The sequence below is a fragment of the Niallia taxi genome, assembly GCF_032818155.1.
In the GTDB taxonomy this organism is placed as follows: domain Bacteria; phylum Bacillota; class Bacilli; order Bacillales; family Cytobacillaceae; genus Niallia; species Niallia taxi_A.
The window spans coordinates 2,091,597-2,114,318 of record NZ_CP102589.1; the positions used below are offsets into that span (position 1 = coordinate 2,091,597).

The 22,722-nt window shown below is 37.2% G+C and carries 22 protein-coding genes; 15 read left to right on the top strand and 7 right to left on the bottom strand.

Annotated features, from left to right (window positions below; genetic code table 11):
- Positions 1-102 precede the first annotated feature (102 nt).
- A complete protein-coding gene (locus tag NQZ71_RS10350) occupies positions 103-522 on the bottom strand; it encodes a hypothetical protein (protein ID WP_260054546.1) in 420 nt (139 codons plus the stop codon).
- Positions 523-704: 182 nt separating this feature from the next.
- Here NQZ71_RS10350 and fumC point away from each other — a divergent pair, with 182 nt between their 5' ends.
- The 3 genes from fumC to NQZ71_RS10365 all read left to right on the top strand — a co-directional run bounded on the left by fumC (position 705) and on the right by NQZ71_RS10365 (position 5,351).
- Positions 705-2,090 (top strand): class II fumarate hydratase, encoded by a 1,386-nt coding sequence (gene fumC / locus NQZ71_RS10355; RefSeq protein ID WP_144453183.1) that lies wholly within the window; start codon positions 705-707, stop codon positions 2,088-2,090.
- 184 nt (positions 2,091-2,274) lie between these two features.
- Positions 2,275-4,632, top strand: a complete 2,358-nt coding sequence (locus tag NQZ71_RS10360; RefSeq protein WP_317010551.1) for a sensor domain-containing protein — start codon at positions 2,275-2,277, stop codon at positions 4,630-4,632.
- 143 nt (positions 4,633-4,775) lie between these two features.
- A complete protein-coding gene (locus NQZ71_RS10365) occupies positions 4,776-5,351 on the top strand; it encodes a nucleotidyltransferase family protein (RefSeq protein ID WP_317010552.1) in 576 nt (191 codons plus the stop codon).
- Positions 5,352-5,398: 47 nt separating this feature from the next.
- On the opposite strand, the gene NQZ71_RS10370 is transcribed toward NQZ71_RS10365, so the two are convergent.
- The 3 genes from NQZ71_RS10370 to NQZ71_RS10380 all read right to left on the bottom strand — a co-directional run bounded on the left by NQZ71_RS10370 (position 5,399) and on the right by NQZ71_RS10380 (position 7,901).
- Entirely contained in the window at positions 5,399-5,854 is a 456-nt protein-coding gene (locus NQZ71_RS10370) for a GNAT family N-acetyltransferase (RefSeq protein WP_260054548.1), read from the bottom strand.
- Between the two features lie 456 nt (positions 5,855-6,310).
- Positions 6,311-7,279 (bottom strand): bile acid:sodium symporter family protein, encoded by a 969-nt coding sequence (locus NQZ71_RS10375; protein ID WP_144453190.1) that lies wholly within the window; start codon positions 7,277-7,279, stop codon positions 6,311-6,313.
- A 262-nt stretch (positions 7,280-7,541) separates the two neighbouring features.
- Positions 7,542-7,901, bottom strand: a complete 360-nt coding sequence (locus NQZ71_RS10380) for a hypothetical protein (protein WP_275007897.1) — start codon at positions 7,899-7,901, stop codon at positions 7,542-7,544.
- Between the two features lie 167 nt (positions 7,902-8,068).
- Here NQZ71_RS10380 and NQZ71_RS10385 point away from each other — a divergent pair, with 167 nt between their 5' ends.
- The 7 genes from NQZ71_RS10385 (at position 8,069) to NQZ71_RS10415 (ending at position 12,731) form a co-directional block, all read left to right on the top strand.
- Positions 8,069-8,311, top strand: a complete 243-nt coding sequence (locus NQZ71_RS10385) for a hypothetical protein (RefSeq protein ID WP_144453194.1) — start codon at positions 8,069-8,071, stop codon at positions 8,309-8,311.
- Positions 8,312-8,375: 64 nt separating this feature from the next.
- Positions 8,376-8,735 carry an antibiotic biosynthesis monooxygenase family protein gene (locus NQZ71_RS10390; protein WP_317010553.1) on the top strand — a complete coding sequence of 120 codons (360 nt, stop codon included), beginning with the start codon at positions 8,376-8,378 and terminating at the stop codon, positions 8,733-8,735.
- Between the two features lie 129 nt (positions 8,736-8,864).
- On the top strand, positions 8,865-9,299 hold the full coding sequence (locus NQZ71_RS10395; RefSeq protein ID WP_317010554.1) for an SRPBCC family protein: 435 nt from the start codon (positions 8,865-8,867) through the stop codon (positions 9,297-9,299).
- Positions 9,299-9,625: an ArsR/SmtB family transcription factor gene (locus NQZ71_RS10400; protein WP_144453198.1), complete on the top strand. Its 327-nt coding sequence runs from the start codon at positions 9,299-9,301 to the stop codon at positions 9,623-9,625. The genes NQZ71_RS10395 and NQZ71_RS10400 overlap by 1 nt, the downstream gene beginning before the upstream one ends.
- Before the next feature lie 169 nt (positions 9,626-9,794).
- On the top strand, positions 9,795-11,483 hold the full coding sequence (locus tag NQZ71_RS10405; protein ID WP_317010555.1) for an ATP-binding protein: 1,689 nt from the start codon (positions 9,795-9,797) through the stop codon (positions 11,481-11,483).
- 86 nt (positions 11,484-11,569) lie between these two features.
- Complete coding sequence (locus NQZ71_RS10410) at positions 11,570-12,160, top strand: restriction endonuclease (RefSeq protein WP_317010556.1); 591 nt, start codon at positions 11,570-11,572, stop codon at positions 12,158-12,160.
- A 253-nt stretch (positions 12,161-12,413) separates the two neighbouring features.
- Entirely contained in the window at positions 12,414-12,731 is a 318-nt protein-coding gene (locus NQZ71_RS10415) for a CHY zinc finger protein (RefSeq protein WP_144453204.1), read from the top strand.
- Positions 12,732-13,256: 525 nt separating this feature from the next.
- Here the strand turns inward: NQZ71_RS10415 and NQZ71_RS10420 are convergent.
- Together NQZ71_RS10420 and NQZ71_RS10425 are read right to left on the bottom strand one after the other, a co-directional pair.
- Positions 13,257-14,195 carry an acetamidase/formamidase family protein gene (locus tag NQZ71_RS10420; RefSeq protein WP_317010557.1) on the bottom strand — a complete coding sequence of 313 codons (939 nt, stop codon included), beginning with the start codon at positions 14,193-14,195 and terminating at the stop codon, positions 13,257-13,259.
- A gap of 79 nt (positions 14,196-14,274) precedes the next feature.
- Positions 14,275-14,619 carry a hypothetical protein gene (locus tag NQZ71_RS10425; RefSeq protein ID WP_144453208.1) on the bottom strand — a complete coding sequence of 115 codons (345 nt, stop codon included), beginning with the start codon at positions 14,617-14,619 and terminating at the stop codon, positions 14,275-14,277.
- Between the two features lie 342 nt (positions 14,620-14,961).
- Between NQZ71_RS10425 and NQZ71_RS10430 the strand changes: the two genes are divergently transcribed.
- A complete protein-coding gene (locus tag NQZ71_RS10430; RefSeq protein ID WP_275007885.1) occupies positions 14,962-15,249 on the top strand; it encodes a hypothetical protein in 288 nt (95 codons plus the stop codon).
- 46 nt (positions 15,250-15,295) lie between these two features.
- Here the strand turns inward: NQZ71_RS10430 and NQZ71_RS10435 are convergent, their stop codons facing one another.
- Positions 15,296-16,606, bottom strand: a complete 1,311-nt coding sequence (locus NQZ71_RS10435) for a prolyl oligopeptidase family serine peptidase (RefSeq protein ID WP_144453212.1) — start codon at positions 16,604-16,606, stop codon at positions 15,296-15,298.
- A gap of 202 nt (positions 16,607-16,808) precedes the next feature.
- Here NQZ71_RS10435 and NQZ71_RS10440 point away from each other — a divergent pair, with 202 nt between their 5' ends.
- From NQZ71_RS10440 to NQZ71_RS10455, 4 genes are all read left to right on the top strand, one after another.
- Positions 16,809-17,810, top strand: coding sequence for a LacI family DNA-binding transcriptional regulator (locus tag NQZ71_RS10440; protein WP_260054555.1), 1,002 nt, complete (start codon positions 16,809-16,811; stop codon positions 17,808-17,810).
- 160 nt (positions 17,811-17,970) lie between these two features.
- Positions 17,971-19,437, top strand: a complete 1,467-nt coding sequence (locus NQZ71_RS10445) for a tagaturonate reductase (protein ID WP_317010558.1) — start codon at positions 17,971-17,973, stop codon at positions 19,435-19,437.
- A 78-nt stretch (positions 19,438-19,515) separates the two neighbouring features.
- A complete protein-coding gene (locus tag NQZ71_RS10450) occupies positions 19,516-21,006 on the top strand; it encodes a UxaA family hydrolase (protein WP_275007877.1) in 1,491 nt (496 codons plus the stop codon).
- A gap of 175 nt (positions 21,007-21,181) precedes the next feature.
- Positions 21,182-22,681, top strand: coding sequence for an MFS transporter (locus NQZ71_RS10455; protein WP_317010559.1), 1,500 nt, complete (start codon positions 21,182-21,184; stop codon positions 22,679-22,681).
- Positions 22,682-22,722: the final 41 nt, after the last annotated feature.

The following is a 22,722-nucleotide window of genomic DNA, read 5'->3' on the forward strand; positions in this document are numbered from 1 at the left end:
GGGCGATAAGGCTTTTTAAATGGCGGCAAAAGGGTGTCAAAAAATTTTTATATATTTCAACATATTGAAGCTCTTACACAGAAATAAATAGAAAGAAGATTATCATTGATCACGAAAAACATACATACCGATTAACATCGGCACAATCATCAACATCCCGATAGTGAGTGTAGGGTAAGGAATTTTGGGGGCAAGTAATGAAGCTATTTCTCCCAAAAAGCCTGCAATAATAAAAGGGATAGCGGTTTTAGCCTTGTCTCCCCCCTCGCGTGCATAAAACCAAGAATCCCATACTGCATACACATAAAAGCCAGGATAAAAAAGCATTACTTCAAAATTGGTTGCGTCTATTGCTTGTTGGTGAAAGCCATTAATGTCAAGGGCTATCGCTTGATTGATTCTACCAAGCATATTATCAAAATGTTCTAAGATAACAAAGATAATACCTTTAACTAATTCTCGATTGTAGATTTGACCAAAGCCAGGCATGATGATGGAAAATAGGGCTGGGATTATTCTCATGCAATTACCTCTTTTAATAAAGCTTTTACTTAGTATAAGTATTTCCTTTCGTCACTAATTGGATACAAAATTTGTAAAAAACATAAACAACCTCTTTAAGAGATTAAATATGAAAATTCAGTCATCAGCGTTTATAATAGTAGGTAGACAGACAATTTTTTTAAAGAGAGGATGGAATGTCAATGGAATACCGTTTAGAGAAGGATACGATAGGAGAAATTAAAGTCCCAGCTACTAGTTATTGGGGTGCACAAACACAGCGAAGCAAGGAAAATTTTCCTATTGGTGAAGAAAAGATGCCAGTTGAAATCATTCATGCTTTTGCTATTTTGAAAAAAAGCGCGGCTATTGTTAACAATGAACTCGGGCTTTTATCAACTGAAAAAACGGAAGCGCTTTGCTTTGGTGCTGATCAAATACTCACTGGCAGTCTAAATGAGCATTTTCCTCTTGTTGTTTGGCAAACAGGCAGTGGCACACAGTCAAATATGAACGTAAATGAAGTAATTGCATTTGCAGGGAATAAATGGCTTGCTGAAAAGGGAACAGAAACCCGCCTACATCCGAATGATGATGTTAACAAATCACAAAGCTCCAATGATACATATCCAACAGCTCTACATATTGCAGCAGTTGTACAGCTAGAAGATGTTGTACTACCTGCTATTACTAAGCTTAAGCAAACCTTCGCGGAAAAGGTGGAAGCATTTTCTGACATTGTTAAAATCGGCCGCACCCATTTACAGGATGCGACACCGCTAACATTAGGGCAGGAAATCAGCGGCTGGCACCGAATGCTTGAAAAATCAGAAAGCATGATTACAGCAAGTTTACCTTTCTTACGAGAGCTCGCAATTGGAGGTACAGCAGTTGGAACCGGGTTAAATGCTCATCCGGAATTTTCAGAGCGAGTTTGTCAGAAATTAACAGAATTCACAAATAAACAATTTTCTTCTGCTAAAAACAAATTTCATGCATTAACAAGTCATGATGAAATAACGTTTGCACATGGAGCGTTGAAGGGATTAGCAGCAGATATGATGAAAATTGCCAATGATGTCCGCTGGCTTGCAAGTGGACCAAGATGCGGCATTGGTGAAATCAATATTCCTGAGAATGAGCCAGGAAGCTCTATCATGCCTGGAAAGGTAAACCCAACGCAAAGTGAGGCAGTAACAATGGTGGCAGTGCAAGTGATGGGGAATGATGCAGCAATTGGGTTTGCTGCAAGTCAGGGGAATTTCGAACTGAATGTATTTAAGCCAGTCATCGCTTATAATTTCCTGCAATCAGCCCGCCTGCTTGCCGACAGCATCTTATCCTTCAATGACCGCTGTGCAATTGGAATCGAGCCTAATTTAGAAAAAATAGACAAAAATCTAAATGAGTCCTTAATGCTTGTGACTGCCTTAAATCCACATATAGGCTATGAAAATGCAGCAAAAATTGCCAAAAAAGCATTTGCCGATAATTCAACCTTAAAACAGGCAGCATTAGCATTAGAGCTGTTAACAGAAGAAGAATTCGACAGCTACATCCAACCGAAAGAAATGACTTATCCTAAATAAAATTTTTGTAAGCTGAGCCTATTTGCCAATGGGTTCAGTTTTTTTAGGTGGACTACGATTTTATTTGTTAACTTCATGTTAAAATAGTAGTATAGTCTTATGATTAAAGTCTCATTTGGTTTATTATAGAATCATAGACTTGTTTTCTAAACAAGCAAGCTTTACTACTCAGGAGGTCATGTTATTGCTTTTTCAACACATCATCGATCACTTTCATACACAATATATGATCTTAATTCCGATAATGTCTGTAATAAGCTGTGCAATAGGGCTATGGATCAGCAAGAAGCTAAGAATGGATGGAAACAACAAAACCTCCATTCTTATTGGCGGTTCTCTGTTGCTAGGGTTTTCTTTTTGGATTACATTTATTCTTATTTCTTATATGGTCCCACTGCCGTATTCGTCAAAGGATTTTTCATTATACTTTTTCATCATCTTTATGTTTTGCTTTATCGGTTCTTTAGTCATTCTCTCCCTCTCACAATCGAGAGCAGTGAAGGAAACCCATTATTTATGGGGGAGTCTAATTTTGGCTGTATGTTTAATAGCATCAGATACATTTGGTTTTGCGTTGCTATTCAGTCAGCATATTAAATTTAATCTCATTCTTTATGTGACTACCTTCTTGCTGACACTAGGTTCGTCCTTTTCTGTATTCAGGTTTTTAATTCAAATAACAAGTGATGATATATTTCAAGGAGCTTCGAAAAAATGGGAGTATATTGGTGTTATTCTTGCAGGGGTCTCACTAGCGAATATTCCCTATATTGTTTTAATATCGATTTTGAAATTTAATTTAGGATACATGTATAGTGACTATGAAATTTTCATTCCTTTTATACTAACAATCGGAGCCAATTTCCTCTTAATGCTGCTACCATATTTTTTAGGTGACACTATTTTGAGTACAAAGGCAAATTTTTATACAACATTATTTGAGCATAATCCTGTGGCAGTTATTGGTATTGATTTGCACGGAGCAATTAATAGTGTTAATTCCGAAGGCACTAAACTCCTTGAATTGGAGGAGAAAGAATTGCTTGGCAAGGATGCTTTTGAGATCTTTTCTAATATTGACAAAAATAAAATGGACGCTTATTTAGCTGGTTATAATAAAAAAATGGTACATAAGTTCGAAACAGAAATTACAATGAAAAATAATAGTAAAAAGGATGTTTATATTACTGCTGTTCGAATTATTACAAATGATAAATTTATCGGCGTTTTTGCATTAGTGGAGGATATTACAGAAAAGAAAAAGTCAGAAGAGCAAATTAAACATCTTGCTTTTCATGATGATCTTACCCAGCTTTCTAATAGACGGGTTGCCAAAATGACGATGAATGAATATATCAAAAACAAAATCCCATTTACACTTATGCTGCTCGATTTTGACCGTTTCAAAAGCATTAATGACACACTGGGCCATTCCTTCGGTGACAGTTTGCTGCAGAAAATTGCGCGAAGATTAGACAGTTTAGTGCTCGATAAAGGGAAGGTTGCAAGGTTTGGCGGAGACGAATTCCTTATCATTATTCCAGATGATTTGGATAAAAGGGACTTATATAAGTCCATCGCTCAATCTATTAACCAAGTATTCAGGCAACCCATTCTTATTGACGGGTATGAGATTATTTTGACAGCAAGTGTAGGTATCAGCAGATTTCCCGAGCACACAACAGATGTGGACGATCTCGTGAAATATGCAGATATCGCCATGTATCAGATGAAGGAAGCTGGTGCAAATGGGTACAAGGAATTTAATAACGATATGTCTCTTCATGCAAATCATAAAGTCGGTTTGGAAAGTGATTTGCGTAAAGCGATGGAATACCAAGAACTATTTGTTCACTATCAGCCAAAATACCAAATCGAAAGCGGGGATATTATAGGTGCAGAAGCATTAATTAGGTGGAAGCATAATAAAAAAGGCTTTATTCCTCCTAATGAATTTATCCCGTTGGCTGAAGAAAGCGGTCTGATTGTCAAGCTTGAAAAATATGTGTTTACAGAAGTATGCAAGCACATACATAGGTGGAATAAAGCTGGTAAAAACATTGGACGAATTTCTATTAATATATCGATTGTAACCTTACTAAGAGAGGATTTTATAACGTTTATTGCCGAACATTTGCAGAAATTTAAGATTGATGGAAGCGTCATTGAGCTTGAAATTACTGAGCGAATCGTCATGAAAAATGAACTTGTAGTCAATCAAACATTAAAGAAAATAAGTGAATTGGGCATCAGCATCAGCATGGATGATTTTGGTACTGGCTATAGTTCCCTTTCTTATCTTCATAAGCTTCGAGTCGACTGTATTAAAATTGACAAATCCTTCATCGACCAGATTGAAGGCAATATAGAGGTTGTGTCAGCCATCATTTCCATGGCAAAAAATTTAAAGTTAGAAATAATCGCAGAAGGTGTTGAAACAGAAGCACAGGTGAAAAAGCTGATTCAGCTTGGCTGTGATCAGGCACAAGGCTATTATTTTTCCAAGCCCATTTCCATGGCTAAATTTGAGGCAATACTTTAACTAAACACCCCGCTTATTAGTCTTTGCTCTAATTTAGTGGAGGTGTTTTTTTTATAATAATAACAAGTTGAATATTTACAAATTATAGGAGTGGTTGATACGATTAAGATGGAAGAATTGGTAAAACAAGGAGGTGTTTTCTTATGGATAAAACAGAACAGGAAATCATGAAATGGATAAAAGAAGATGAATGGATGATGAACATACTGCAAATTGTCCAAAAGCTTGATTTGCCTGACTGGTGGATAAGTGCGGGCTTTGTCCGTTCGAAAATTTGGGATAAGGTTCATCAATATTCAGATAGGACGCCACTACCAGACATTGATGTTATCTACTATGATGCGAATAATATCGAGGAAGAAGAAGAAAAGCAACTGGAGAAAAGGCTAAATCAGCATTCACTTTTACCTTGGTCTGTCAAAAATCAAGCTAGAATGCATACGCTTAGTGGCTTTTCGCCTTATACATCTGCGGTCGATGGTATTGCTCATTTCCCTGAAAGAGCAACGGCATTAGGAGTGAAGCTTGCTGAAGATGGCAGCCTTGTTTTAGCAGCACCATGGGAAGTGACAGATGCTGTATCCCTTAAAGTTAGGCCAACTCACTATTATGAAAAAACAAATAAAAGAATCATTTATGAAAATAGAGTAATAAAAAAAGCTTGGCAAAAACATTGGACAAGGCTGGAGATCGAAGGAATAGAGGAGAGTGTCCTTTAACAAGGAATCGGCTAGTTCTTTTACCATGATCTAGCTGATTTTTGCGATTATAATGATTTTGTCATAAACATGCTGTTATCATCCTCTATGTAACCTGCAAATGGACTGCAATAAGTGAAGCCTAGTGCTTCATATAATTTTCTTGCTGGCAAAAAGGCCTCCATTGACCCAGTTTCTAAACTTAAGCGTGTATAGCCTCTTGTTTTAGCGACTTCTAGAATATGCAGCATAATCTGTTGTGCAACTCCTTTGCGCAAGTGTGCAGACGCAGTTTTCACAGACTTCACTTCAGCATGATTTTTATCCAATTCCTTTAATGCCCCACAGCCTAAAAGCTCATCATTTTCCCATGCGCTCCAAAACGTTATTTCAGGCTTGCGAAGTCCCTCTAAGTCAAGGGCATGAATACTTTCAGGCGGAGAATGAAGTGTCATACTATAGAGATGGTCCTCAAGCAGTGCGGCAATTTCAGGACCGCGTAAGTCGTCAATCTTGATTATCATTAATTATACTTCCCTTCTGATAACAATGTGAGTGTGTTTTTCCTATGCATATAATAGTATCATACGGAAATTGAAATAAAAGATGTATTTAGAATATTCATATATTATCAGTGGATATAAATGGGCAGTGTAACAGATGCTTCTATTTTAGTAAGCGCTCATATACAAAGGAGTTTTTGACTTTGGTATTTTTTTATTGAGTAGTTCGGTTTTTTTTTTGGAGTTTTCGGTTTTAATGCAATATTTAAAAATCCTAGTGGAATGGAGCGGAGGCCACTCGACTACTAAGGGAAATAGAGGAAAGGATGAGCTCCCGCAGGCGAAGACGAGGAGGCTCCATACCTCCCCGTGGAAAGCGAGTGACTATAGTGCAATGAAACGAACTAGTACTTACATCTATTTATATTCTTAATTTAAAGATCATATAGGAGTATTTTCCTATCCCCCATCATCCTATTAAACATGCAGCTTATTATTAACAGACGAATCTGTTTTTGTTTTATCCTTCATGCGGCTGAAAATGTTGGCAAGAACAGAACCTGATAAATTATGCCAAACACTGAAAATAGCACTAGGAACGGCCGCAAGTGGGGAGAAGTGTGCTGTGGCAATGGCAACACCTAATCCTGAATTTTGCATGCCGACCTCCATGGCAACAGCCTTTTGCTTTGCAAGGTCCATACCACATAGTCGTGCAAAGAAAAACCCGATTAAAAAGCCAAGAACATTATGAAGAATGACAACTCCAAAGATTAATAGACCAGTTTCTGCAAGTCTATCTGCACTTCCAGCCACAACTGCAGCAACAATTAAAACAATTGCAATAACAGAAACTAGAGGCATTGCCTTTGCACCAGCTTTTGCTTGTTTTCCAAAGAAGCGTTTCACGATAAATCCAAGCACTAGTGGAATAATAACAACTTGTACAATCGAAAGGAATAAAGACCCTACACTGATTTGAATCCATTTGCTAGCAAACAAAAGGATGAGTAGCGGTGTTACAATTGGTGCCAAAATAGTAGAAACAGACGCTATGGCAACAGCTAGTGCGACATTTCCTCTCGCAAGAAAAACCATCACATTAGATGCTGTACCACTTGGACAGCAGCCAACCAAAATGACCCCAACGGCAATTTCACTTGGCAGGTTTAAGCCGACTGCCAACAAAAATGCAAGAAGTGGCATAATCACAAAGTGACCGATAACCCCTAATGCAACATCCTTAGGACGTGTAAATACTTCTTTAAAATCAGATAATTCAAGGGTAAGGCCCATACCGAACATAACAATACCTAAGAGTGGCACGATATAATCGCCAATCCAAACAAAATGCTCTGGCATAATATACGCAACTGCCGCAAAGACCAAAACCCATAATGTAAATGTTTTTCCTGCAAAGCTGCTTATTTTCTCGATGAATCCCATAAGACGAAACCTCCAAAGAATGATAATTCAGATTTTTTCAAATAAAATTACTTTACTATATTAGATGAAATATTTAGAAAAATCAATACGCGATGATTCCGATATAATGGGTCTAATTTCTTATTTTTATGGAGGTTTAGAAGGGGATATGATAGGGGAAAAAGCTGGGAAATATGTCTATTTTTAAAAATATGGTTAATAAGCCTTGTTTTTACAGCAAGACTTGTTATAAATAAAGGAAGACACTATTTCCCTATTAATCTTATATTTCGACAATGATAGCATTTGGAAAGCTTGTTCTTTTTGCCATACGATTTAGCTGCATTTTTAATACAGGGCTTCTTGGAATAATGATGATCATACTAACAAAGCCTAATTCCTGATAAAGTCTAAATGAGTTTTCCATATATGGCATCATTTCCTGTGTGAGAACATCCATGTTTTTGCAGTCAATGATTAATTTAAATTGCTTGGCATTAGCAATAGAAAGATTAGCAACTTTATTCCGGTAATCACTTGCGAATTCTGCAACAGTTGCTGGGTCAAAAGTTCCTTCTATCAGCATATCAATCGTTTTAGAGGAGCGATTCACCTTTATGTCAAAACATCCTTTTTCTTCCATAATGATTAGATCTCCTTATGTTGTAACTATTCAGTTGAATTTTTTGTAATTATAGCACAGTGTTAAAGAAAATAGGATATTAAATAATTGAAAGCAGTTGGTTTTTGCATAAATAGAGACGGGAATAGTAAAATTAACAGTCTTATTCAGCGAAAGCAGGTGGGAAAGTGGAAATAAAATCCTACTCTTATCGAAAAAAAGGTAGTATGGAATTTATTTATGATAAATTTGCCCATTCAAGGGTTATTCTATATCCAATTAAAAACTACTACTTTATAAAATTTGTAAAATGGAATTCGAAAGATCCATATGTAACAAGACAAGATCTAGAAGAGATGGAAGAACTGGCGAATGAAGAAATGGGGACACTTGAATTTTATATGCAGCGCAAAGGCAGTTCATTGGCATAGGATTAGCAAAGTCCTATGCTTTTTTATATAGTGGAGGAAGCTGAATAAAGAATATCAAGGAGTTATGGATCAGATTGGCGAAATAAAAAAAGTAGAAACGAATAAAGGGGGAATTTTGGTGGAAAGCAAAAAGGAATATTATGCAGTTATTTTCACATCAAAAAGAACAGCTGGTGATAAGGGTTATGGAAAAATGGCAGAGAAAATGGAGGAGCTGGCTGAAAAGCAGGCTGGCTTTATTGGGGTGGAAAGTGCACGTGATTCAAGCTTAGGAATAACAGTTTCTTATTGGGATTCTCTAGAAGCGATAAAGCAGTGGAAGGAAAATTCTGCACATAAGCTTGCACAGGACCAAGGAAAAGCGCGGTGGTATGAAGATTATCATGTCCGTATATGCAAGGTAGAAAGAGAGTATAGTATGTAAGAATGGAGAATATTGGACATTGATAAAGTTAAAGGGTTATCTTGACATATAACCAAAAGGTGTTATAAAATCCGAAGTATAACCAAAAGGTGTTATATTAACTGAATCTTAAGGAGCTAACAAAAGCATATGACAATCAATCAGAACCAGGGTAAAGTGCAAGACATTAATCAAACTATTACGATTGACGCAAGTATTGAAAAGGTATGGAACTTTGTTTCCACAGCAGAAGGGATCGCAGCATGGTTTATGCCAAATGATTTTCAGGCAGAGCTTGGCTATGAATTCCACCTTCAATCACCGTTCGGACCATCTCCTTGTAAGGTAACAGAATTGGAACCACCACATAAACTGTCATTTGATTGGGATACAGATGGGTGGTTTGTTACGTTTTCTTTGAAAGAGCTTGACGGAAAGACGGAATTTACTGTCGTTCATGGTGGCTGGAAAAATACAGAGGAACTGATCGGCAAGGCAAATGAAAAGTCTGCCATTATCCGTGATAGAATGAATCAAGGCTGGAGCGGTATTGTTCAAAAGTTAAAAAAGGTAGTAGAAGCATAATGACAGCTGCGGCTGGAAAATCCGATGTTTTTCAAGCAATTGCTGACCCAACGAGGAGAAAAGTACTAAAGCTGTTATCTGAGAAAGACATGCCGATAACGGAAATCTCAAGCCAGTTCCCAGTCAGCAGAACGGCTATTGTAAAACATCTGCAAGTCCTTACAGATGCTAAACTTGTCTCTGCCAGAAAAACAGGTAGAGAAAAGATATATACTCTTAGTCCAGAGCCTCTCGCTGAAGTACAGGAATGGATTGCCTATTATGAACAGTTTTGGTTTAACAGGCTTTCCGTGCTTAAGCATTTGATGGAAGAAGACAAAAAGTAAAGGCGCGAATTTTGCGTCTTTTTTATATGGATATATTTATTTGAGATAATTGTCCTAGGAAAATTACTAGAAAATAATGTATGATAGAAGGTAAATGGTAGCGGTGACAATATTAACAAATTCAACTAAATATGTCTCAGATCACAACTAAAGAAAGTAGGGACTTGGGATGGCAACGATTACTGCTAGACATATTATACAGCCTGAAGCGGCTTTGAGTAAAAATACAATCATCACAAATGGAACACATATCTCGTATGTCTCCACAGAGTTTAATAAATACATAGAAAACGCCCTTTATTTTATAACAGCAGGTATCGAATTAAATCAAGAAATCCTGTTTATTGATAGTAACAAGGTCCTCAAGCTTCTTAATGAGCGCCTTAAGGAGCAGGGGACTACCCAAGCACAGCTGGAGAAAATTAACTTTATTGATAATATGGAGTTTTATGAAGCGAATACTCCGCTAGATCCTGACAAAATAATGCACAAATTTGCATCTGCGTTAACACCTCTCTTAAACACTAGAAATCCAGTCAGACACTGGGGAAAGGTCATTTGGCTTGAGGGGCAGAAAAATCTGCTTGAAAGGCTATCTAAATATGAAGCAGCTGCCAACCAATTTATAAAAAAGTCAAACAGCTTTGGTATTTGTGCGTTTGATGGCATGCAATTGCCAGCATCTGTCCATATGGAAATTATGAAATTCAATCATTATATTATGTCAGATAATGAACTGGTCGTATCGAGCTTCCAAGATAGTGAAAATCTGCATCCTTCCATCAGAAGGGAAATGAATTACAAAAATGCCCTTTCTACTCTGAAAATAGCTCAATCACATTATGCTAGAATAATAGAAGAAATGCCTGATGCCGTTTTTATTACGTCACGAGGAAATATTGCATACACAAATAAATCTGCATTAAAATTAATGGAGTCAGACTCTGCCCAGCTTCACAATAAGGTAGTGTGGGAGATAATTGACCCTGCCTTTCATGAACAAATTAAAGCGAAGGCAGTCGGCGTTTTAAAAAGGGAGCGTTTTTCGACTTGTGAAATTCAGTTAATTGCTTTGACTGGGAAAAAGGTCGATGTCGAGGTTTTGTCGTTTCCTTTTGTTTTTGAGGACAAAAAAACAATTATTCATATTGCACGAAACATTAAAGAACGAAAAGAAAATCATGACCTGATGATTCGCAACGAGAAGCTAGAGATTGCCGGCCAGCTTGCCGCAAGCATCGCTCATGAAATAAGAAACCCACTAACTGCTATAAAAGGCTTTATGAAGCTCGCAGAACAAGGCTCCTTGCATATTAAAGATGTTTATCCAATTCTTGATGCAGAAATAAATCGAATTGAAACGATTGCGAGTGAGTTATTACTACTCGGAAAGCCTGTCTCAACAGAAATAAAAGTGATGGACCTATCCAAGCTTTTATATGATATTTGCACATTTATGCAATCACAAGCAAACATGGAAAATGTAATTCTCCATTTCAACATACCAAATAAACCGCTATATTGTAAATGCAATGGTGACCAAATCAAGCAGGTATTTATGAATATAATTAAAAATGCGATTGAAGCAGTTCCTTCAAGTGGGCAAATAATAGTTAATGCCAAGGAAATAGAAGGAGATGCTATGTTTGAAATAATCGACAATGGAGTTGGAATCCCAATAGATATTCAAAACAAGCTGGGTGAACCTTTTTATACAACAAAGGAAAAAGGCACAGGTCTTGGCTTAATGGTTTGCTATAACATAATTGAACAGCATAATGGCAATATTCGCTTTCATTCCATAGAAGGAGAAGGAACTACTTTCATTGTAAGTATCCCCTTAATAGTAGAATCATGAGTATAAGCTTGTATTAAAAAGTAAGAGCAATGTGTATATTTCTTTATAATTTCTGTCTATCCTTATAGAAAAGGAGGGGACAGCTTTTGCTTTTTTTGGAATTAATAGCAGGTATTCTAATTGTGCTTGCCTTCATCCATTTTTTCTGGACAAAAAAGCAGGATGAATATAAAGGCAGATTAATTATGCAGCATCTACATACAAGTCAGGACATGAAAAAAACCCTTGCACTTGGCTTATATCTCCGCTTCCTTCCCACAGGAAAGAAATTGGAAAACCATTCCCTTTTATTAAAGGATGACATTACATTGGAAGCCTTTACAGCAAGCTTGCTTGAAAAAACAAGGGGAGGAACTGCATGGGTTCTGGCAGATGCAGATCGGTTGGGAATCAATTTGGAACACCAAACGAAGGAAGGTTTGTTTTTAGGGCAAATCGTAAGAACTGAGTATGAAATTGGTTTTGAACAAATTGCTCTTGTTCATTCAAACGTTGTAAAAAAACGTGCAGCCGGCGGATATGTCGTGACAGCAGGCATTTTTTCGGAGGATGCCATTGTTTATGCAAAAGGGCTGAATATAGAGTTAATAGATGGTGTTGGCTTAACCGATTTATGGCTTGCCAGTCTTGGAATAGCAGAAAAGGAAATGCAAAAAATTCTGCCGCAATTAACGTAAAAAAGTGGAAATTCCTTTTGAAAATGGAATTTCCACTTTTTTTATAGTTTTCTGCATGCTGCTAAATGTGTAGAAAGGTATATGGCTACAGCATTATGCTTGGAAAAAATGCTAACAGAGCCGTATTAAATTAACGATATATGCTGTTTGTATAAAAGTCACGCTTTTTATTGATGGTACTGTAACATGCTCCATTGTATAATGGGGAAATGAGCAATTCAGATCAATAGTTTTTAAGGAGAGAGAAACATAAATGGTGAAAGTACTTGGTTTTACAGTAGATGACCAGACAAGGTGTAAGCATTATCATAGTGACATTGATGTTATCGCTATTAAATTTTATTGCTGTAATACATATTATCCTTGCTATAAATGCCATGAAGAGGCTGCAGATCATCCGATTAAAGTATGGCCACCGCAGAAATTTGGTGAAAAGGCAATTTTATGTGGGGTGTGTAAGACGGAGCATTCCATTGCTGCCTATAAGGACATGACGTCTTGTGCAAATTGTGGAGCGAAATATAATGACAGATGCTCTTTACATCATCATCTGTATTTTGCAACAAAGTAACAGATGAATTATTAGTTTAGCAGTTTGGCAATAGCTCTAATTAGTAAGCGTGTTAGCAGGTAGAGAGGCTCTACTAGTTCTATGGCTAGTTCAGCTAATTCGGAACGGTCCTTTTTTTCCTTCTTCTTTTTCAGTTTCATCTTTTTTGGCCTGCCCTTCGTATTATCATTATGAACTCTTATTTATATAAGTTATACGGAGGGAGATGGCAAAAGTTTCATAATGGGAAAAAGTTGGTGGGGACATAAGTCTGTAAGCATTATTCAAAACCAAACTATTTAATTGTTTAATAATAGTTTGGTTTAATCATTCATTAGTTCGTTACATTCTGCTTTCCGCGGGGAGGAAGCTTTAGCCTCCTCGGCTTTTTCTCTATTTCCCGCAGGAGGAGTGGCTTTCGCTCCATTCCACTAAGACTTTTAATTATTATTTTTTACTGAATAAATAAAAAACCAACTATTTATAATTCCACGCTTTAGTTAGATGTTGAAAGGATATTATATTTATGTCTCACACACTTTGTACCTATCTCAAAGCCCCGTAAGGTAATACTGCATGCACGCCTTTCACGCCATTAACAACTTGGGTAATTCTTAGGTCAACAACTGTACTTGATAGGGCAGTTGCTTCTGTTCTGCTTATAGCATAGTTGTTTTGCATAAAGGTTATCATTTCATTTAAGGCATCCTTTGCGGCTTCGTTCAAGTCCTCCTGAAATCCGAATGTAATCCATCCTGATGGTGTTTTGGCAAGTGGGGATTGCAATTTCATATCGTCTCGGGCAATTAATGTAATGTCTACTAGGTCCATTGGACATTCAATCGCTGTTCCAGAAATCTCTCCATCTCCTTGGAGTGCATGACCGTCACCAATGGAAAATAACGCACCTTCAACAGATATTGGTAAAAACAGACTACTTCCTTTAACCAATTCTTTACAATCAATATTGCCACCACAATATCGTGGAGGTGGGGTAGGATGAACACCATCCTCCTTTGGAGCTACTCCCATTACTCCCATAAAAGGCTGGAGGGCCACAGAAAAAGTTCTATCACCAATAATAGTGGATCCTGTCATCTGATTGGCATCCAGTTTCCAGTCAAGCTGAATTTTTTCTTCCTTGGCAATTCCAAGCGCAATGTTCTGCCAGTTTGGCAAGCCCCCGCTCCAATTCCTTCCATACCAGCCTGGCACTATATCATTTATTTTAATTTCCAGCACCATTCCTGGCTTTGCATCTTTTACAGCAATTGGTCCAATCATGGGATGACCAGCCTTTTGTTCCGATTTATTTGAGGTGAATTTTTCGTACACTTCAGCTTCTGAGGGAGAATAACCCCACTCAATATCCAATGTTTTCATTTCAATCGAGTCTCCAGATTCGACGGTTAAAACAGGAGAATAGTCTCTGCTAAACGAGCCATGAAAATTTTCTTGTTTTAATGTTAATATATGCTTCTTCATATGATCACTCCTTTATTAGTTTGTTTATTTCTATGTACAAACGAAAAAACCCTTTTTCAAATATATGAAAAAGGGAGTGTTAGTAATATTTCTTTTCATCTGGTGTGAGAATTCTTGTCAGAGAATGTACCTTTGTCGAAATTAACTTAGAGCTTAACCGCTGTTTTAATGTTGGAAATACATGACCAACATAGTCATCTATCGAACGGCAATAAGGTATTTCAGTGAGTTGAATATCAAAGGAACAGGAAACTCGTACATGAATATCACCATCTATATCAAAAGGTTCAGAAACAGAGAGTACTTCATAGTTATCTGAAAACTTATTTTTTAACCCATTTATTTTTTTCGACACATGCATCTTATAGTTGGAAGTTTGTGTCGGCTTAAAGTTAAAGTCTGCTATACCAATTGCATTTATCATTTTTTCCTCCAATAAAAATAAACTATGTATGATTATATCATTTTTACGTAAAAAAATAAGAAAATTAAATCGCAATAATAACGGAAAAATCAGGTATATAAATGGAGCTCCACCATATATATAAATGGTATGGCTTAAAAGTGAATTATTTTTGTCATTTATTCATCTATTTTCTTTGGCTCTGTGACACCAGATGATTATTTTCTTAAGAATCTACTCTATTACGTATGTAATTAAACGAGAGTTTGAATGCTTCGTCCAGAGCTTATTCTTTTGAAGGTTGGCAGTCATTCCTGACATCATAAGAGGAATGGAAAAAATTTTTTTCATAAAGGAGACTATATGAAAACTAAAGCAAAAATCAAAGGTGTAAAGTATAAGCCAGAGTATACTCATCCACGATATAAAGTAAAATTAGAGACGCCAGCTGGAAAAGAACTGATTATTGAGTTTGATTACAGTAATACAACAGGAAAAAAGGGGTATAAACCACTTGGTGTACAGCATGATGGTGAAGATATGGGTGTAAAATTATCGTGGTATTCCCGTCAAGTAGAAGGGATGACAGTCTCAGAGTTTTTAGGCATACTAGCATTTAAGGTTGATAAAAAATATAAAGTTATTTCGTAGTAACATAGACAAAAGCGGCTGATGGTCAGCCGCTTTTGTTGATTTTTTAATGTAATGTTTTTGAAGCAAGCCATTCCATTATAGTTGTATTTTTTCCATTTATTTTGGATACAGGATCATTATTAAATACATAAATCCATGACCAGTGACCATCGTATTGATAAGCACTTCCGTCCACATTTTTGTATAAACCTGATGTGTCATGAACATCATTATATAATGTTAAGTGAACATCCTTTGCATTTGCAGAAATGAGACGTTCGTATGTTGGCAATGTGTTTAATTCCGGAAGCAATGTTTTATCATTTTTTGCTGTCACAAACCATGTTGGAGTTTTCGCTAGCTTATTAATATCAGAATCTGAGATATATTTATCATTTAATCCTTCACAAACAGGGAAGGCGCCTGCGAAGTAATCAGGATGATCACGTGTCATCAACAGCGTCATATAGCCGCCATTAGATGCTCCGCCGATATAAATACGGTTTTTGTCAATATCACGGTTGCTGTTCACATAATTTTCGATAAGAGACATTAAGGCTTCTGAATATTTAGAAGTTCCATCAGCTCTTCCTGTTAGACCATCCATCCAGTAAGTTGGAGCTTGAGGAGCTAATACATATGCCCCATTAAAAATAGATTGGATATCCTCAGAAGCGAAATTCACTGCTTTATTTGCAGCAATTGGAATAGTTGCATCTGTTCCACCTTCACCACCGCCATGCAGCCAAATAATCAGCGGATTTTTGCTCTTATCTTTTGCTGGCTCGAAATCAGCATAGGATAATGTAGTTCCTCCAGCTGAATGCTTACCTAAAGAGAATTCGCCTACCAGTCCATTTTGCGAACCATTGTTCTTCGTAATGGTTAAACCAGTTAGCTTAGTTGACTTTGAATTAATGTCTTTTACTTGTTTAATGGTATAGTCAAAGTTTACCCAATTATTCAGTCCTGTTACAAAGTCATAATTTAAAGCAGCGCTGATAGTTAAAGTCGGACTATTCTCAAGTTCTAATACTACATACTTGCCAGATTTAACAGCCGTACCATTTTTATCGGCAACATATGCATTCGTCACATTATTATAGCCTTCCTCAAGCAATGGGTTAGCAAGCCTGCTGTCTGTTCTTTTCACATATACTTGAAACGTATCCTTATTGACACTGCCTTTTGTAATATTTTTGTCAATATTGACAATCAGCTTTGTAACAACCGTTCCCCAATCCTTAACTTCCGTAACTGTTTGATAAGATGTTTTGTCCTTTTGTTGTTTTGCTGCGCTAGCACCTGTGCTGTAAGAGAAAATCAAGGCGAAGCCTAAAACAACCAATAAAGCTGATCTTATGTACTTATTCATTCTTTAACTCCTCTCTCTTTGTGTTTAAGCGCTTACAAATTAAATGCTATCATGTTCTAAAGGTATATATAAGGGAAAAAATGCCTATTTTAGTTGTTTAATACATTAATATCCTAAAATTAATAAGCAGTATTCAAATCTTGACCACTGTTGAAAATTTCAAGTAAACTAATAGGTAGAATAAGAAAAGTGAGTGATACCATTGGGTGTAACAATTAAGGATATTGCCAAATTAGCTAATGTTTCCCATACAACCGTTTCAAGGGCTCTTAATGGAAGCCCGCTTATTAAGCCAGATACAAAAAAGAAAATACTGGAGCTGGCCGAACAGCTGCATTATGTGCCAAATTATAGTGCCAAAAGCCTTGTCCTGAAAAAGTCATATACGATCGGCTTGTTTTTTACAAGCATTTCAAACGGGACTTCTTCAACTTTCCTTGCGAATGTAATAAAAGGGGTTAACGGGGAAATAGATGAGAATTATAATTTGTTCGTCAGAGGCATTGATGATTTTAAGGATTTTGCTGCCATCAATGGACAAAGGTTTGATGGAATTGTATTAATGAGTCAAAGCGATGAAGATGATGCTTTTATTGAACATGTGAAGCAGCAAAACATCCCGATAGTCGTTCTCAATCGGGAAATAGATGATCCGTCCATTACAAACATTCTTTCAAATGATGAATCTGGCGCGATGGAGGCAACTAATTATTTAATTAGTCAGGGCCATGCAAGAATTGCAATAATTGAAGGAAAAGAAAGCTTTAAAACAGCTTTAAAGAGGAAAAATGGCTATATGCAGGCATTAATGCAAAATAGTTTAGCGATAAACAAACGCTATATTGTGAAGGGCAGCTATGATATGGAAAGCGGCTATAATGCAATGGAGCAGCTATTAGCTTTGAACAACCCTCCAAGCGCTGTTTTCTGTTCAAATGACGATATGGCAATTGGCGCAATCAATGCGATTTTTGCAAACGGCTTGCATGTACCTAATGACATCTCCATTGTCGGTTTTGATAACAGTGCTTTTAGCCAATATGTTATGCCGAAGCTTACCACTGTGCAAAGACCAATTGAACAGATCAGCCAAAAAGGCGCAAAAAAGCTGTTAGAGCTTATAAACGATTCTAATGAGACAGGTGAAAGTGTGTTTGTAAAGACAGAACTAATTATTCGTGATTCGGTTATTCCGCAACTTTAAATAAAATGTTAACGTGAGCATAATCGGATGATTATGCTCATATTTTTAAAGGAAAAGGTTGATAGAATGGAAAACGAACGGTATATTAAGTGTGTAGACGTTTTGTTTTGGCCACACAAAATGTTAACGTGTGCATAAAATAATAAGGAGGCGTTTCCCTTTGACTAAAAGCATAAAAACCAGTTGGATTGAAAAAAGAAATACGTATCCAGAAAGAATTGTCCAGTTTGGTGAAGGAAACTTTTTGCGAGGCTTTGTCGACTGGCAAGTTGACAGGATGAATAAAACTGCTGGATTCAGAAGCAGTGTGGTGATTGTTCAGCCACGTGCAAACGGAACGGTTAGTAAGCTGAATGATCAAGATGGACTTTATACGTTGTTTCTTCAAGGTTTAAAAAATGGTAGCGCTGTCAGAGAGCATACAGTGATTGAGGCGATTTCCAGAGGGATTGATCCATATAAAGAGTATGGAGAATATATAAAGCTCGCAGAAAATCCAGAGCTTCGCTTTATCGTTTCCAACACGACAGAGGCAGGAATTGCTTTTGCCCCTGATGATAAATTGACCGATTCCCCGCAAAGCAGTTTTCCAGGCAAGCTGACAGCATTGCTTTATCATCGCTATCAATATTTTAATGGCAGTAAGGAGAAGGGAGTTATTATTATTCCATGTGAGTTGATTGACAGAAATGGCGATGAGTTGAAAAAAATCGTCCTTACATTTGCGTCTTTATGGAATTTAGGAGGTGAATTTACAAACTGGCTGGAAGAATACAATGTTTTTTGTTCGAGCTTAGTGGACAGGATTGTTCCTGGATATCCTAAGGATTCCATTAGCGAAATTACAGAGGAGTTAGGGTACGAGGATCGCCTTGTTGTTGTTGGTGAACAATATCATTTATGGGTAATCGAAGGTCCAGCTTGGCTGAAAGCAGAGCTTCCTGTCGAAGAGGCCGGGCTAAATACATTAATAGTGGATGATATGACACCATTCAGGAGTAGAAAGGTCAGAATCCTGAATGGAGCACATACAGCAATGACGCCAATTTCTTATTTATGCAATAAGGAGACGGTCGGTGAAGCGATGCTGGATGGGCAAATTGGCGAATTCGTGCGGGAATTGATTTTTAATGAAATTATTCCAACACTTGACCTTCCAAAAGCAGAGCTGACTGCTTATGCAGATGAAATTATGGACCGGTTCTTAAATCCGTATATTACCCATTATGTTATGGATATCTCCTTAAATTCCATTTCAAAATTTAAAACAAGGGATTTGCCGTCATTGCTGGAGTTTGTTGACCGAAAAGAACATCTTCCCCAGAAGCTAGTATTTTCCTTAAGTGCGCTTATTTTCTTTTATAAAGGTAAACGTGGTGATCAACAAATAATGCTTCGAGATGATGATTCTATTCTTACATTCTTTCATGAGCAATGGAACACAGTGGATGGGTCTCAGTCTTCCATGCATACTTTTGTACGGAACGTATTGCAGGAGAAAATGTTATGGGAGCAGGATTTAAGCGAATTAGCTGGCTTAGCTGATACTATTACCAACCATTTAATGATGATGGAGCATTCAGGCATGAGAGATGCACTTCAAGCATGCTTAGTTAATACTCACTAGTAACTATTTGGATTTGACTTATGCTAAAGTCCGATATATTTGTTTCATATATTAGAAGTTTAATGGAGGGTTTGAAACATGCGTGAATTTATAAAAATTAACCAAAAGGACAATGTGATTGTCGCTTTAAAGAATTTGCAAGCAGGTACGAAGCTATTGGTTGATGAAAAGGAGCTTGAATTGAAGGAGGATGTTGAAAGAGGCCATAAAATCTCCACTACATCCATTCTTAAAAACAGCGATATTATTAAATATGGATTTCCAATCGGCCATGCGACAACAGATTTACAAGCTGGTGTTTGGGTGCATACCCAAAATACGAAAACAAATCTTTCTGGAATCGAGGAATACAGTTATTTACCTCAAATAAGTTATATCCCTGTTCAAAACGAGAAACGCACATTCAAAGGGTACAAAAGAAAAAATGGCAATGTCGGTATTCGGAATGAATTGTTTATCGTACCAACAGTTGGCTGTGTGAACGGGATAGCTGATTTAATAGTGAAGGAATTTATTCGTGAAGTGGGGGATATTGCACCATTTGAAAACATTCAAGTTATTAAGCATAACTATGGATGCTCACAGCTTGGGGATGACCATGAGTATACCAAAACAATCCTTGGAAATGCGGCAACACATCCGAATGCGGGTGGAGTATTAGTATTAGGACTAGGCTGTGAGAATAATATAATTGAAGATTTTAAGGAATCACTAGGGAGTATTGATGAAAGCAGGGTGAAATTTCTATCCTCTCAGTCGGTCTCTAATGAAATAGATGCAGGAGTTGCGCTTTTGAAAGAAATTTATACTAATGCGAAAAATGATGTAAGAGAGGACGTTCCTTTATCTGAATTAAAGGTTGGGTTGAAGTGCGGAGGTTCGGACGGTTTTTCGGGCATCACCGCAAACCCTCTATTAGGCCGGTTTTCAGATTTTCTGATCGCACAGGGAGGGACAACTGTGTTGACAGAAGTACCTGAAATGTTTGGCGCAGAAAAAATTTTAATGGAGCGTGCAGAAACAGAAGAGGTATTTCATAAGACAGTAACATTAATCAATGACTTTAAAGAATACTTCCTGCGCTATAACCAGCCTGTTTATGAGAATCCTTCGCCTGGTAACAAGCTTGGCGGAATTACCACACTTGAAGATAAGTCACTCGGCTGCACACAAAAAGCAGGAAGTGCTGCTGTTGTAGATGTCTTGAAATATGGGGAAAAACTCGCCAAGCATGGCTTGAATCTTTTGAGTGCTCCAGGCAATGATCTCGTAGCAACATCAGCATTGGGCGCTGCAGGCTGTCAGCTTGTTTTATTTACAACAGGAAGAGGCACTCCATTTGGCAGCTTTGTGCCAACAATTAAAGTATCGACTAACACACCGCTCTATCAAGATAAATCCCACTGGATTGATTTCAATGCAGGCAGCCTTCTTGAGAATGTAGAGGAAGAAGCTGTCCTGCAAGAATTTATTGATTACATCATAACCGTTGCGAGCGGTCAGCTTGTTAATCATGAGAAAAATGAGTTTAGAGAGATTGCTATCTTTAAAGATGGTGTTACCTTGTAATTTGAAGGGTGTGATGTGTTCACACCCTTTAAAATATTTTGTGACAATAATTTGAAAACGATTGCTCAACGTTGAGCAATCCACTATAATGATTTTATTGTTAACGTTAACATAAAGTGCATCATTCATTAAGAAGAAAGCAAATCTTTAGTTCATTGTTAGGAGAGAAGGAAATATGGCTAGAAAAATAGGTTTGACACATCAACTTGCATATGGAAGCGGCAATTTATTAGGAAGTGGAGCTTTAGCAATCAGTGGCGCTTGGCTCATGTACTTTTTAACAACCTTTTGTGGATTGTCTGCAGTTCAAGCTGCTTCCATCTTTTCTATTGCAAGTATGGTGGATGCGATAAGTAATCCTATCATGGGATTTATTACAGATAATTTCCACAAAACAAAACTAGGCAGAAAATTCGGTAGGAGAAGATTTTTTATTTTGCTCGGTATTCCCCTCATGCTTGTTTATCCAATGATTTGGGTTGAAGGATTTGGTTACTGGTATTATCTATCAACCTATATTTTATTTGAACTGATCTATACTGGAATCATGGTTCCTTATGAAACGATAGCGACCGAGATGACAGATAGTTTCAGTATGCGGACGAAGCTGACCGGATACAAGGCTATTTTTGGTAAAATCGCAGGATTCTTGGCTGCATTTATTCCTGGCCGATTTATTGCTGAATACGGACAAGATGTGGCCACACCATTTCTATACACGGGAATGGTATATGGAGTCATCATGATGCTCGCAATGATAGCGCTATATTTCTTCTCATGGGAAAGACCGTTTGAAAGTATTAAGAATGAAGAAAGCGGAGGCAATCTTTTTGAATCTTTAAAAAAGCTTGTAGTTGATATGCTGTCTACTTTCAAAATAAGGACATTTCGTCATCATTTAGGAATGTACTTGTTTGGATTTGGTGCTGAGTGGCTGTTTGCTTCCATGTTCACTTATTTTATCATTTTTGGTTTAGGTCACAGCTCAGAAGTGGTATCAAATCTCAACAGTATGAATTCTATTCTCCAACTGATTTTCACAGCCATTTTTATTGGCATATGCTTAAAGATGGGATTTGCCAAGCCATACAGAATGGCATTAACGGTTGTTATTATGACAGTAGTTGGCTACGCAGCTTTATATTTCACTGGTTCATCCAATTTGATGATACTAATAATCGTTATAACCGCTATATTTGGATTTGGAACTGGCGGAGTTTACTATATTCCATGGACAGTTTATACTTTCCTCGCAGATGTAGATGAGCTCGTTACAGGAAGGAGACGAGAAGGGATTTATGCAGGAACGATGACGTTTGCAGGAAAGCTTGTACGCGCAGTTATCGTTTTCCTGTTAGGGTGGATTTTAGAACAGTTCGGTTTTGTGTCAGGCAAAGCAGTCCAGCCTGAATCGGCTGTAAATGCAATAGTTTGGGTTTTAGCAGTCGGCGTTATAGGATTGGCGTTAATTGCTATCTTTGTAACCTACAAGATGAAGCTCGACCGCAAAACACATGCGATGATAATTAAAGAAATTGAACGTATTAACAATGGTGGTTCAAAACTGGAAGTTGACAAAGAAACGAAGGAAATGGTGGAATATCTTACAGGATTTAAGTATGAAGAGTGTTTTGGCAATAAAACGCTCGGATACCAAGCGAGAAAGACTGTTTAGTTAAATGGAAGGAATAATGAGTTTATTCTTGAAAAATAGGT